Source organism: Micromonospora sp. NPDC005197, assembly GCF_040608295.1.
In the GTDB taxonomy this organism is placed as follows: Bacteria; Actinomycetota; Actinomycetes; order Mycobacteriales; family Micromonosporaceae; genus Micromonospora.
The window spans coordinates 30,164-41,708 of record NZ_JBEXHY010000049.1; the positions used below are offsets into that span (position 1 = coordinate 30,164).

At 73.2% G+C, this 11,545-nt stretch carries 14 protein-coding genes; 7 read left to right on the forward strand and 7 right to left on the reverse strand.

Annotated features, from left to right (window positions below):
- Positions 1-22 precede the first annotated feature (22 nt).
- The 3 genes from lon to ABZU46_RS17790 form a co-directional block, all read right to left on the reverse strand.
- Positions 23-2,353, reverse strand: coding sequence for an endopeptidase La (gene lon / locus ABZU46_RS17780; RefSeq protein ID WP_354858981.1), 2,331 nt, complete (start codon positions 2,351-2,353; stop codon positions 23-25).
- Positions 2,354-2,391: 38 nt separating this feature from the next.
- The gene (locus ABZU46_RS17785; protein ID WP_354858983.1) at positions 2,392-2,673 is read right to left on the reverse strand and encodes a hypothetical protein; all 282 of its coding nucleotides are present in this window, start codon (positions 2,671-2,673) and stop codon (positions 2,392-2,394) included.
- A gap of 72 nt (positions 2,674-2,745) precedes the next feature.
- Positions 2,746-3,063, reverse strand: coding sequence for a manganese catalase family protein (locus ABZU46_RS17790; protein WP_354859010.1), 318 nt, complete (start codon positions 3,061-3,063; stop codon positions 2,746-2,748).
- On the opposite strand from ABZU46_RS17790, the gene ABZU46_RS17795 reads away from it, so the two are divergent.
- Together ABZU46_RS17795 and ABZU46_RS17800 are read left to right on the forward strand one after the other, a co-directional pair.
- Positions 3,062-3,208, forward strand: coding sequence for a LuxR C-terminal-related transcriptional regulator (locus ABZU46_RS17795; RefSeq protein WP_354858985.1), 147 nt, complete (start codon positions 3,062-3,064; stop codon positions 3,206-3,208). The two genes, ABZU46_RS17790 and ABZU46_RS17795, sit on opposite strands and share 2 nt — an antisense overlap.
- A 155-nt stretch (positions 3,209-3,363) precedes the next feature.
- Positions 3,364-3,711, forward strand: coding sequence for an Lsr2 family protein (locus ABZU46_RS17800; RefSeq protein WP_007460530.1), 348 nt, complete (start codon positions 3,364-3,366; stop codon positions 3,709-3,711).
- Between the two features lie 108 nt (positions 3,712-3,819).
- Here the strand turns inward: ABZU46_RS17800 and ABZU46_RS17805 are convergent, their stop codons facing one another.
- The 3 genes from ABZU46_RS17805 to ABZU46_RS17815 form a co-directional block, all read right to left on the reverse strand.
- Entirely contained in the window at positions 3,820-5,139 is a 1,320-nt protein-coding gene (locus ABZU46_RS17805; protein ID WP_354858988.1) for a hypothetical protein, read from the reverse strand.
- A gap of 294 nt (positions 5,140-5,433) precedes the next feature.
- On the reverse strand, positions 5,434-6,300 hold the full coding sequence (locus ABZU46_RS17810) for a hypothetical protein (protein WP_354858991.1): 867 nt from the start codon (positions 6,298-6,300) through the stop codon (positions 5,434-5,436).
- 52 nt (positions 6,301-6,352) lie between these two features.
- On the reverse strand, positions 6,353-6,583 hold the full coding sequence (locus ABZU46_RS17815; RefSeq protein WP_354858993.1) for a hypothetical protein: 231 nt from the start codon (positions 6,581-6,583) through the stop codon (positions 6,353-6,355).
- Positions 6,584-6,712: 129 nt separating this feature from the next.
- Here ABZU46_RS17815 and ABZU46_RS17820 point away from each other — a divergent pair, with 129 nt between their 5' ends.
- From ABZU46_RS17820 to ABZU46_RS17835, 4 genes are all read left to right on the forward strand, one after another.
- Positions 6,713-7,795: an Asp23/Gls24 family envelope stress response protein gene (locus tag ABZU46_RS17820; protein ID WP_354858994.1), complete on the forward strand. Its 1,083-nt coding sequence runs from the start codon at positions 6,713-6,715 to the stop codon at positions 7,793-7,795.
- The gene (locus tag ABZU46_RS17825) at positions 7,792-8,352 is read left to right on the forward strand and encodes a hypothetical protein (protein ID WP_354858997.1); all 561 of its coding nucleotides are present in this window, start codon (positions 7,792-7,794) and stop codon (positions 8,350-8,352) included. The genes ABZU46_RS17820 and ABZU46_RS17825 overlap by 4 nt, the downstream gene beginning before the upstream one ends.
- 163 nt (positions 8,353-8,515) lie before the next feature.
- Positions 8,516-9,073: a hypothetical protein gene (locus tag ABZU46_RS17830; RefSeq protein WP_354858999.1), complete on the forward strand. Its 558-nt coding sequence runs from the start codon at positions 8,516-8,518 to the stop codon at positions 9,071-9,073.
- A 193-nt stretch (positions 9,074-9,266) separates the two neighbouring features.
- Positions 9,267-9,659 (forward strand): FKBP-type peptidyl-prolyl cis-trans isomerase, encoded by a 393-nt coding sequence (locus ABZU46_RS17835; RefSeq protein ID WP_354859001.1) that lies wholly within the window; start codon positions 9,267-9,269, stop codon positions 9,657-9,659.
- Positions 9,660-9,791: 132 nt separating this feature from the next.
- Here ABZU46_RS17835 and ABZU46_RS17840 read toward each other — a convergent pair whose 3' ends face one another.
- Positions 9,792-10,214 (reverse strand): STAS domain-containing protein, encoded by a 423-nt coding sequence (locus tag ABZU46_RS17840; protein WP_354859004.1) that lies wholly within the window; start codon positions 10,212-10,214, stop codon positions 9,792-9,794.
- A gap of 201 nt (positions 10,215-10,415) precedes the next feature.
- Between ABZU46_RS17840 and ABZU46_RS17845 the strand changes: the two genes are divergently transcribed.
- The gene (locus ABZU46_RS17845) at positions 10,416-11,432 is read left to right on the forward strand and encodes an SMP-30/gluconolactonase/LRE family protein (protein ID WP_354859006.1); all 1,017 of its coding nucleotides are present in this window, start codon (positions 10,416-10,418) and stop codon (positions 11,430-11,432) included.
- Positions 11,433-11,545: the final 113 nt, after the last annotated feature.

Genomic DNA, 11,545 nt, shown 5'->3' on the forward strand with positions numbered 1-11,545 from the left:
CGGGGGCCATTGGTTCGGAGCGTCAGACCTTGAAGAGCGCCGGACCGTCCAACGCCTCGACGTCGGCCGGGCGCAGCGCCAGGGCGAGCACGTCGGCCACGTCGGCCAGGGTGTGCACGGTCAGCGCCTCGCGCACCTCGGTCGGCAGGTCGTCCAGGTCCGGCTCGTTGCGCGCCGGGATGATCACCTCGGTGAGGCCGGCCCGGTGCGCGGCGAGCAGCTTCTGCTTCACCCCGCCGATCGGCAGCACCCGACCGGAGAGCGTCACCTCACCGGTCATCCCGAACTCAGGGCGGACCGGGCGGCCGGTGACCAGCGACGCCAGGGCCGTGACCATGGTGATGCCGGCGCTCGGACCGTCCTTGGGCACCGCGCCCGCCGGGAAGTGGACGTGGATCCGGCGCCCGGCCAGGACGTTCGGGTCGATGCCGAACCGCCGCCCGTTGGAGCGCAGGTAGGAGAGCGCGATGTGCGCCGACTCCTTCATGACGTCGCCGAGCTGGCCGGTCAGGGTCAGCCCCGGCTCGCCCTCCATGCTCGTCGCCTCGATGAAGAGCACGTCTCCGCCGGCGCCGGTGACGGCGAGGCCGGTGGCCACGCCGGGCACCGCGGTGCGCTCGGCCGACTCATGGGTGAACTTCGGCCGCCCCAGGTAGCCGGTGAGGTTGTCGGTGTCGACGCGTACCGGCGACGGGTCGGTCGCCAGCGTCACCGCCACCTTGCGCAGGATCTTGGCCAGCGCCCGTTCGAGCTGCCGGACGCCCGCCTCCCGGGTGTACTCCCCCGCGATCAGCGCCAACGCCTCGTCGGCGACGCTCACCTCGTCGGCGGTCAGACCGGCCCGCTCCCGCTGCCGGGGCAGCAGGTGGTCGCGGGCGATGGCGACCTTCTCGTCCTCGGTGTAGCCGTCCAGGGTGACCAGCTCCATCCGGTCCAGCAGGGGGCCGGGGATGGACTCCACCACGTTCGCGGTGGCCAGGAACAGCACGTCGGACAGGTCCAGGTCGACCTCCAGGTAGTGATCCCGGAAGGTGTGGTTCTGCGCCGGGTCGAGCACCTCCAGCAGGGCGGCGGCCGGGTCACCGGCGTAGCCGGCGGCCAGCTTGTCCACCTCGTCGAGGAGCACGACCGGGTTCATCGAGCCGGCCTCGCGCAGCGCGCGCACGATCCGGCCGGGCAGAGCGCCCACGTAGGTACGCCGGTGACCGCGGATCTCCGCCTCGTCGCGGACGCCGCCGAGCGACACCCGGACGAAGTTGCGCCCGAGCGCCCGGGCCACGGACTCGCCGAGGCTGGTCTTGCCGACCCCGGGAGGACCGGCGAGGGCGAGCACCGCGCCGGAGCCGCGACCGCCGACCACGCCGAGGTTGCGCTCGGCCCGGCGGTTGCGCACCGCGAGGTACTCCAGGATGCGGTCCTTCACGTCGGCCAGGCCGGCGTGGTCGGCGTCGAGCACCGCCCGGGCCGCGGCCAGGTCGGTGTTGTCCTGGGTACGCGTACCCCACGGCATTTCCAGCACGGTGTCCAGCCAGGTGCGGATCCAGCCCGCCTCCGGGGAGGCGTCACTGGCCCGCTCCAGCTTGCCGACCTCGCGCATCGCCGCCTCGCGGACCTTGTCCGGCAGGTCGGCGCTCTCCACCCGGGAGCGGTAGTCGGCCGAGCCGTCGGGCTCGTCCTCGCCCAGCTCCTTGCGGATCGCGGCGAGCTGCTGGCGCAGCAGGAACTCCCGCTGCGACTTCTCCAGGCCCTCGCGGACGTCGCTGTTGATCTGCTCGGTGACCTCCTGCTCGGCCAGGTACGCCTTGACCCAGCCGACCAGCAGCTCCAGCCGGGCGGTGACGTCCGGCGCGGCGAGCAGCTCGGTCTTCTGGTCCAGGGTCAACCAGGGCGCGTAGCCGGCCGAGTCGGCCAGCTCGGACAGGTCGGTCATCCGCTCCACCGCGTCGATGACCTGCCAGGCGCCTCGCTGCTGGAGCACGGAGGTCACCAGGGCGCGGTACTCGCGGGCGAGTTCCCGGGCACGGCCGGCGGGAGCGGGTTCGTCGAGTTCGGTCGCCTCGACCCAGAGGGCCGCGCCGGGGCCGGGCACGCCGGAGCCGATCCGGGCCCGGGACAGGCCACGGACCACGGCGGCAGGCTCACCGTCGGGCAGCCGGCCGACCTTCTCGATGGTGGCGACCACGCCGACCGGGCCGTACTCGCCGTCGATACGCGGCACGGCCAGCAGCTTGCGGTCGCCGGTCGTCCGGGCCGCGTCGATGGCGGCCTGGGTGGTCGGGTCGAGGGTCACCGGGATGACCATGCCGGGCAGCAGCACGGCGTCGGTCAGGGGAAGTACCGGAAGAGTTGCCATCGAACACCTGCTATCGCGTTGAGTTGAGCGTGTCTCACTCAAGTAACAAAGCGTTCCCCTTGTTCCGAGGTGTGACCCAGACCACTGCCCGGTGCCGGCGGGCGAATCGGCAGCACCAGCTCCCGGACCGCCCGGATGCCGCCGGCAAGCGCCACGGCGACGGGAATGGCCAGGCTGGTCAACGACAGGGCGAGCACCACCCGGGCGGGCAGCCCGACACCGACGGCGAGCGCGGTCAACACCGTGCAGACCGCCAGCTTCACCCGGGTACGCGACAGCGGGACCACGGCGGTGTCCCGGACGGGCGCGACGACGGACATGCGCTTCTCCCTCTCGTTTCCTGGGTGGGCCGGTCCCGTCCCGTGCGGGGCGGGCGACCCGACGAGACGATCTCAGGTGAGCTTGCTCGTGACGGTGTCCACGGCGCTGCCGGCCATGCCCGGGTTGGTGCCGTACAGCCGCGGGTCACCGGGCGGCAGCACCGGCTCGGGGGCGTTCGCGCGCGGATTGTCGTCGTAGCGGAACTCGCCCCTGCCGTCCGGCGCGGGCCCGGACGCCCAGCGCCCCTGGGCGGCGTCGGTGCCGGAGGAGAAGCCCAGGTAGGTGTAGCCGAACTCGTCGGTGAACTGTCCGGAATCCGGGAAGGCGTCCGGCACCGGCATGTCCTCCAGGCCGTCCTCCTTGAGCTGCTCGATGGCGGCCAGCCACATGAGCACCGTCGACGTCGCCGAGGAACTGCACGTCTCGGAACGGACGGTGAAACGGATGACCGCCGCGCTGCTGCGCAAGCTGCGGGTCTCCAACCGCGCGCAGGCGGCGGCCATCGCCGGCCACGCCGGCCTGCTTACCGATTGACGCGGCGGCAACGCCCGCGATTCCGCGTCGGTTCGCGGTTTTGTGCGCCACTCAATCGCGACGCGCCGAATGAATGGGACGCATATTGTTGCGGATTCCCCGGGTGGTAGGTCAGACTTTGGACACATCCCGCCACACACAGGGAGTAATCGGCAATGGCGAGAAAAGTAATCACGGTCCTGACCGACGACCTCGACGGCGGGAAGGCCGACCGGACGGTCGAGTTCAGTCTCGACGGCGTGGCCTACACGATCGACGTCTCGGACGAGAATGCCGGCGTCCTGCGTAAGGCGCTGGACCCGTACATCAATGCGGGTCGGCGGATCGGTCGGGGCCCGGCGGAGAACACACGGACAGTTCGGCGGCCGGGGCGACCCAGCGGCGCCGGAATGGACCGCGAGCAGAACCGGGCGATCCGGGAATGGGCCGTCAAGAACGGCTACAAGATTTCCGAGCGGGGCCGGATCCCGGTCGAGGTCGTCGAGGCGTACAAGAGCCGCTGACACACGGCAACAGCGACGGGGTCCCGCCGGAAACGGCAGGACCCCGTCGCTGTGTGCGTGGCCGGCCACCCGGGGCTGTCCACCCCGACTGGCCGGCCGACTGTCGAATCAGTTCACGTTGATGCGGATCGAGTCGAAGGCGGGGGTCTGGTTCGCCCGCTCCATCATCGGCAGACGGTGCGAGCCGTCACCGGCCCAGACCGAGCACTGCGCCGTACCCGATTCCGGCAGGCCCGGAATCTGAATGGTCACGTCGTCCGGCTGGGCGCCACCGCGACCGTCCTCGGTCGCGACGAAGAACGCCGGCACCTCCTGCGGCTCCGGCGGCGCGGTCAGGCTGTCCAGCATCCGGCAGGCGGTGTGGAAGTGACCCCGGACCAGGCCCTGGGCGTTGAGCAGCGAGCTCTCCACGTAGTACCCACCCTGACCGGCCGCGAGGAAGCGGTCACGGACCAGGTTCTTGGTGCTGACCCGCAGGGTGAAGGGCTGGTTGCGGCCGACCTGCTGCGGGAACTGGGTGATCAGCAGCGACGGGTTGTTGGCGGCGGCGCCGACCTCACCGAACTCGGTGCTCACGCACCGGTTGCCGTTCTGGAAACCGTTGTGCGGCTGCAACTGGCTCTCGTCGCAGTTGTTGGCCAGCACGCCGAGCCCCGCGCCCGGGGCGGTGCCGCCATTGTTCCCGCCGTTGTTGTTGCCGCCGCCGGTGTTTCCGCCACCGCCGGTGTTTCCGCCACCGGTGTTCCCACCGTTGTTGTTGCCACCGCCGGTGTTCCCACCGTTGTTGTTCCCGCCACCGGTGCTGCCGCCGTTGTTGTTACCGGTCGGCTGCACCTGGCACTCGGCGAGCTGCGCCAAACCCTGCGGACGCGGTCCGACCCGGTCGATAGCGGTCGTGATCCGGTCCAGCACCGCCTTACGCTTTCCGGCCAGCGGCTGCAGGATCGCACTGCGGATGAAATCGGCGCCCTTGTTGCCCTCGGCGGCCAGCCGTCGATCGGCCTCGGCGATCTGGGTCTGCAACTGTGCGAGATTACGGTCGACCTCGGCTCGCGCCCGATCCGGCACCTGCGGCAGCTTGGCCGCCACATCGGGACAGGCGACGGCCGAGCCGGTGCCCACCGTGCCGTCCTTGGCGTCCTCGCACTCCGCCACCGACTCCTGACCGTCACCCCAGTGGTTACGCACCCACCGACCGTTCTGCCAGGTGCGGCTGGTCGAGGCGCCACTCGGCGCGGTCGAGCCCGGGCTCGGCTCCACGCACTGCCCGGCGGCTGGCCGGGGCTTGTTCGTCCGCCGGTCCTGGGCCGACGAGATCTGGGTGACGGCGACTACTCCGCCGAAGACCACGAGCGTGCCGACAACGGCCAGCAGACGCTTGCTCCGCGCGATGCCGGGTGACCGGCGCGCCCGAGTGGACCTGCGCATCGAATTGCTCTCCTTCTCGATCCGGTAGTGGATTCCTGCCCTCGGCGGACCGACGGATGTGAGATGGCACGCCACGGCGGCGACCACCGCGACCTACCCGGTAACGTGTCGATGGCCGACGATGCCCTTTCCGCACCGTCTCCCGCGTCCGGTCGACGCGGTTGGGGAGATCCTCTTCATTCGCGCAGGAGTACGGGACGGCGACGGGGAAGGTTCAACCCGCGCACAGGAAAATTTGCTCCGCCCCCCGAGCGGATCGGGTGCGGAGCAGGGTTCAGCAGGGAAAGTGGCCGGTCAGTCCGCGCAGAGGTGGTCGAACGCGAAACCGCCCACCAGCTCGTCCCGCCGCCGGCTCAACGCGACGATCTCCGTGGTGAGGTCCGCGCGCGCCAGCAGGTCCGGGCCGTCCGGCCGCACGGCGCGCAGCCGTTCGCCGACCGCGACGGTCGCCAGGTCCTCGGCCAGCCGGGCCGCGTCGACGCCGCAGGAGAAGCGCTGCGCGGTCACCGAGACCCGCTCGACCAGGCAGGCGTCCGGGCGCACCTGGACCCAGCTCCAGCCCTCCGCCGGGCCCTCGGCCCAGTGCACGTGCAGCCCGCGCACGATCGGGTCGGCCAGGCGCCCGGCCACGTACGCCTCGACCGCCGCCGCGCGGGTCAACGTGCCGAGGTCGTTCACCGGGCCGGTCCGGCCGTCCGGAAGCCGTCCGAGGATGTCGCGGAAGCCCACCGGAGCGGGCTCGTCCCCGGTGCCGCCCGCCGCGTAGGCGCGCGCGTCGACCACGTACTCGACGAGGCGCCGGCCGTGCTCGGCGGCCCGCAGCGTCGGTGACCCGATGCGCAGCACGGGCAGTCCGACGGCCGCGCTCACGGCGTCGGTGAGGCGCTCGACGCGCTGCTCGGCCGACCCGGCAGGCGGGACCGGACCGATCGCCACGGCGACAACCGGCCGCCCGGTGTCGGCGGCGCTGACCACGAGGTCGAACGCCGCCCGGCTGGCCGAACCCCACTGGCTGCCCGTGACGCCGGGCGGACGCCCCTGCACCAGCTCGCTGAGCCGGCACGTCCCGTACACCCGGTGGCCGGCGCGGTCGAACAGCGCGTCGCGTCCACCATCGGCGGGCATCGCCCGCAGCCAGCCGCGATCACCGCTGCTCGTCATCTGCCTGATCCATCCGCCGGTCGGTCGAACCGCGCCGAGTCTAGGCGGTCGATCATGGTGTGCGCCTCGGCGGTGCGGCCCGGACGGCCGGGCCGGGCGGGCGTTCCCCGGGGAGCTGCTCCCAGTACCCCCGGGTGACGGCCATGTCGTGGTGGGCCGCGTTGCCCGCGCCGGGCGCGTCGACGCCGAGCACCAGGACTGGGCGGGCCGACCCGGAGACGTTCGGGGTGCCGCGGTGGATGGTCAGTCCGAATGGATCTCCACCGTTGTAGAAGCCTGTCAAGGGTCGGCGGGCGATGCCAGCGCTCGACAGGCTCCTGTGACCTGGATCACATCCGAGTCGTGTTCCAGGACGCCCGGCGAGGTGTATCCAGCGAGGTCGCCCGTAGCGGACCGGCTGGGAGGTCAGCGCATGTCGCGTCAGCAGTTCGGCACCCTCGCCGCGAGCGGGCCGGGTCCTCGCCGACCCCGGGGGGAGCGCCCGCGTCGACCTCGCCAGCCGCGCCCCGCCGGTGATCCGACCATCCGCCGCCGACCGAACGCCGACCGAGCGGGACGACACCACAGACTTCCCCCGCGCCCCACCCCCACCCGTTCCACCCCGAACGCCGACCCGACCGGCGGCGGGCCGCGCCCCGCCGCGCAGCCGCTGGCCGGCGAAACCGGCGCGGCCCAGGTCGGGCGGATCGCGGCCGACGCGGCCGGACGGGTGCCGGGCGTGTCCGACGTCCGCCCGGCAACCGTCCGCGTGGGCGACCGGTCCGTGGGCCTCGACCTGAACCTCATCATCGAGTACGGCCACCACGTGCCCGCCGTCGCCGACGCGGTCCGCCGGGCGGTCGCCGAGCAGGTGCTCGCCGGCACCGGCCGCGCGGTGGCAGCGGTGACGATCACGGTGCGGGACCTGGTGGTGACCGGCTCGGCCGACGACGTCCCGCCGCACCGACCGGTCGCACGCCCCGAGCTGACCACGGCGACCGCCAACCGGGTGGCGTCCGCGCTGCTGGCCGTCGCCCTGCTCGCCGGCGGCGTCCTGCTGGCCGCGCAGGCGCTGCTGGTCACGCTGGGTCGCCCGACGCCGCTGCTCATCCGCCCCGGGTGGTACGGCGCGCTGACCACCACCCGGTGGCACGATCCCGGCGTACGGGCAGCGGCCGCCGCCGCCGCGCTGCTGGGCCTGCTCGTCCTGACCGCCCAACTGCGCCGGTGGACGCCGGTCCGACTGCGAGTCGACCCGCGCGACGGCTGGCACCTGCACCGGCGGTGCGTGGAACGCCGGCTGACCGACGCGGCGGACACCGTGCCGGGCGTACGCGGAACCCGGGTGCGGGTCCGGCGCCACGGCGACCGGTGGCGACCCCGGTTGCGCGCCACCGGCGACCCGGCGGCCCGCGCCGAGGTCGAGTTCGCCGTGCGCCAGGAGCTGCGTCAGCTCGCCTCGCCACGCGCCGACCACGTCGACGTCCGGCTGCTGCCCCGCCGGCGGCCGGCATGACCGATGCCGCGCACCGCCTGCTGTGGACGATCGTCGCGCTGCTGCTGGTCGCCGGCGGTGCGACCGCGCTGGCAGCCGGTTCCGGCACGCTGCCGTTCGGCGACCCCGACGCGGTCCTGCTCGGCGGCGGGCTGGTGGACGCGTGGCGGCTCGCGACGCCCTGGAGCACCCTGGCCGCGGCGGTCGGCGGGCTGCTGACCGCCGTCGCCGGCCAGCGCCTGCTGCACCGGGCGCTACGCCGACCCGACCGGGCCCTGCGGGGCACGCTGAGCCGCCCCGGACGCCTGCCCGGTCGCACCCGAATGGCCAGTGAGGTGCTCGTACGCGCGCTGGAACGGGACCTGCTGCGCGCGCCCGGGGTGCACCGGGCCCGGGTGGTGCTCACCGGCACGCCACCGCGCCCCGACGTGTGGGTCCGGATGGACCTGACCAGCGACGCCCGCGCCGCCGGAGTCCGCGAGCACGTCCACGAGTCGGTCCGCCGATTCGCCACGACGGCCGGCTGCCAACCCGCACACCTCGACGTGACGGCCCGGATCGCGCCGGCCCGCCCCTGAGCCGGTCGCCGCCGAGGCCCCACCAGACGACCACCCCGAACAGCAGGGCCGTTGGGGGTCCAAGGTCCCGGGCCGGTGCGGTCCGTCGGCCCTGCCGAGGGCGCCGCCGCGAGCGTCTGATGGAGATGCCACCGGGAAGCGCGGTGCGAGGCAGAGAAGGGACGTGGACACCATGACCGCGACGATCGAGCGGACCACCGCCGAGACCACCGCTCCGGCGACCGGCACCACCCGAGAGAAGGCCACCCGGTACGTCCTGGCCGGCACCCGGATGGCCCTCGGCTGGATCTTCCTCTGGGCCTTCCTCGACAAGCTGTTCGGCCTCGGCCACGAGACCGGGTCGAAGAACGCCTGGATCAACGGGGGCAGCCCCACCAAGGGCTTCCTCACCTTCGGGGTCGCCGGCCCGTTCAAGGACGTCTACACCGGCATCGCCGGCGCCGCCTGGGCCGACTGGCTGTTCATGGCCGGCCTCGCCGGGATCGGCATCGCGCTCCTGCTCGGCGTCGGTATGCGAGTCGCGGCCGTGGCCGGTGGGCTGCTGCTGGTCCTCATGTGGACCGCCGTCCTGCCTCCGGAGAACAACCTCTTCATGGACGACCACCTGATCTACGCCGCGGTGCTCGCGGTCCTGGCGCTGGTCGACGCCGGCGACACCTGGGGCCTCGGGAAGCTCTGGGCGAAGCTGCCGATCGTCGCGCGGGTGCCCTGGCTGCGGTGAGCACCACCGCACCGTCGCACGGCGGGCGTCACCACCGGTGACGCCCGCCGAGACGCGTACCCCAGTTCGGTGATCCGGGGTCGGGTCCGGGCGCGTCGGGGCAGGTGGCGGGTCCGCCGCACATCGGTGACGCGCTATCCGGCAGGATCGACGGTGACCGGACACATCACCCAACACGGCAGGAGATCCCCGCATGAACCAGGCAGCAGGCGCCCGATCGGGCAAGCCCGAGGTGGGTCCGATCGAGGGTGCGCCGCCGGCCGACCTCGTGATCGAGGACATCACCGTGGGCGACGGCCCGCAGGCCGAGCCGGGTCAGTTGGTCAGCGTTCACTACGTCGGCGTGTCCCACTCCACCGGCGGCGAGTTCGACTCGTCCTGGAACCGGGGCGAGGCGTTCGAGTTCCCGCTCGGCGGCGGTCAGGTCATCGCCGGCTGGGACCAGGGCGTGGCGGGGATGCGCGTCGGCGGCCGTCGCCGCCTCACCATCCCGCCGCACCTGGGGTACGGCGACCGCGGCGCTGCCGGCGTCATCAAGCCGGGCGAGACGCTGATCTTCGTCGTCGACCTGCTCGGCGTGGGCTGATCGAACGTGGCAGGGGTCGTTCGGCTCGATGCCGGGCGGCCCCTGAGCGCGCCCGCTGCCGGCGTCAGACCGCTGGTCGGCGTGCGCACGTCCGCGTTTCGGACGGGGCCCCTGCTCACACCGCGGTCAGCGTCAGGCGGCCAGCACCAGGCCGCCGGCCGCGGCCGGCGGACGACGGGCGGCCTCGACCAGATCGGCTGGCACCGGACGACGGGCGGCCTCGACCACCCGGCCGGGCTCGAGGATCGGCATCACCCGGTGCAGGCCGGTGGCGCGCAGCACCCGGGCCACCACCGGGGTGGGATCGACCAGGACCAGCTCGCCGCCCCGGGCCCGGACGCGCAGGTGCGCGGCGAGCAACGCGCGCACCCCGGCCGCGGAGAGCAGGCGCAGCCCGGACATCTCCAGCTGCACGACCGGCCGTGCCGGCGCGGACCACAGAGCGGACCGGAAGGCGGCAACGGTGGCGATGTCGACCTCGCCGGCCACCCGCACCTGGACCACCTGGTCACCCACGATGACCTGCACGTCGATCCGGTCGCTGCGCTCTTCCATGAGGTGAAATCTAGCCCCCACCACCGACAGTTTCGCCCCTCCGCGGAGTGATCCCGGGTACGCCCAGGGTCATCCCCCGATGTGCCCCTCATCCCCCTAGGGGTGGAGGCCAGGGCCCTCGCGGTCGGCCGAACGGCCAGGTGCCGCGCCGCGTGCACGGCGCTCCAGGTCGACAGGGCATCGGCGGTGGAGAATGACCCGATGGTGATCCCCCGGCCCCGGCCGCCACGGCTGATCCGTCCCGTCCGCGAACCGGCCACCGTCCCGCCTCCGCTCAACGGCGTGTGGGCGGCCACGGACCGCCGGCTCGACCAGGTCGACCTCCTGCCCCTCCCCCCGGGGGCCGTCGGGCCGGAGGACGTGCTTGTCGACCCGAGCGGCCGGGTCATCAGCGGCGACGAGGACGGCAACATCTGGTGGTGGCCGGCCGACGCGCCGGCCGGCACCCAACCCCGGCTGCTGGCCGAGACCGGCGGCCGGCCGCTCGGCATCGAGGCGGATCCGTCCGGGGAGGCGCTCATCGTGTGCGACGCGTACCGCGGGTTGCTGCGGGTCACGCCGGACGGGGCGGTCCGCGAGCTGACCGGCACGGCGCCGCCGGTGCACCTGGCCAACAACGCGACGGTGGCCCGCGACGGCACCGTCTACTTCACCGACTCGTCGGACCGGTTCCCGGTCTCGCACTGGAAGCGGGACCTGCTGGAGCACCGCCCCAACGGCCGTGTGCTGGCCCACCACCCGGGCAGTGGACGCACCGAGGTGGTGGCCGACGGCCTTTACTTCCCCAACGGGATCGCGCTGACCCCCGACGAGTCGGCGCTGATGCTGGTCGAGACCACCACCCACCGGCTGCTCCGCGTGGAGTTGCGCGGCGGGGTGCGGGTGCTCGCCGACCTGCCCGCGTACCCGGACAATCTCTCCGCGGTGGGCGACGGGACGTACTGGATCGCCCTGCCCAGCCCCCGGGTGCCCATCGCCGAACGGCTGCTGCCGCACCCGCGGCTGCGCCAGCTCGCCGCTCTGCTGCCCGACGCGATGCAGCCGCAGCCGCGCCGCTACGGGCTGGTCGCGCTGGTCGACGGCGAGGGCACGGTCCGTCGTACGCTGCACGGCCCGGCCGGGAACTACTGGATGATCACCGGGGTACGACAGCACGGCGACCAGCTCTGGCTGGGCAGCCTCATCGGGCCCGGCGTGGCCCGCGTACCCCTGGGATGACCGCCTGGCTCGCGCCCGGCGTGTCGGGCGGTGACGGCAAGATAGACGGCGTGCTGGCCGCCAACGACGGTCTCGGCAACGCGGCCATCTCGATCCTGAAGAAGAACAAGCTC

Bases quoted from the DNA above. Each gene is read 5' to 3' on its own strand.
- ABZU46_RS17805 (WP_354858988.1), bottom strand. From the start codon at position 5,139: ATGCGCAGGTCCACTCGGGCGCGCCGGTCACCCGGCATCGCGCGGAGC.
- ABZU46_RS17795 (WP_354858985.1), top strand. From the start codon at position 3,062: ATGAGCACCGTCGACGTCGCCGAGGAACTGCACGTCTCGGAACGGACG.
- ABZU46_RS17790 (WP_354859010.1), bottom strand. From the start codon at position 3,063: ATGTGGCTGGCCGCCATCGAGCAGCTCAAGGAGGACGGCCTGGAGGAC.
- ABZU46_RS17825 (WP_354858997.1), top strand. From the start codon at position 7,792: ATGACCGATGCCGCGCACCGCCTGCTGTGGACGATCGTCGCGCTGCTG.
- ABZU46_RS17845 (WP_354859006.1), top strand. From the start codon at position 10,416: ATGGTGATCCCCCGGCCCCGGCCGCCACGGCTGATCCGTCCCGTCCGC.
- ABZU46_RS17810 (WP_354858991.1), bottom strand. From the start codon at position 6,300: ATGACGAGCAGCGGTGATCGCGGCTGGCTGCGGGCGATGCCCGCCGAT.
- lon (WP_354858981.1), bottom strand. From the start codon at position 2,353: ATGGCAACTCTTCCGGTACTTCCCCTGACCGACGCCGTGCTGCTGCCC.
- ABZU46_RS17800 (WP_007460530.1), top strand. From the start codon at position 3,364: ATGGCGAGAAAAGTAATCACGGTCCTGACCGACGACCTCGACGGCGGG.
- ABZU46_RS17785 (WP_354858983.1), bottom strand. From the start codon at position 2,673: ATGTCCGTCGTCGCGCCCGTCCGGGACACCGCCGTGGTCCCGCTGTCG.
- ABZU46_RS17840 (WP_354859004.1), bottom strand. From the start codon at position 10,214: ATGGAAGAGCGCAGCGACCGGATCGACGTGCAGGTCATCGTGGGTGAC.
- ABZU46_RS17835 (WP_354859001.1), top strand. From the start codon at position 9,267: ATGAACCAGGCAGCAGGCGCCCGATCGGGCAAGCCCGAGGTGGGTCCG.
- ABZU46_RS17820 (WP_354858994.1), top strand. From the start codon at position 6,713: ATGTCGCGTCAGCAGTTCGGCACCCTCGCCGCGAGCGGGCCGGGTCCT.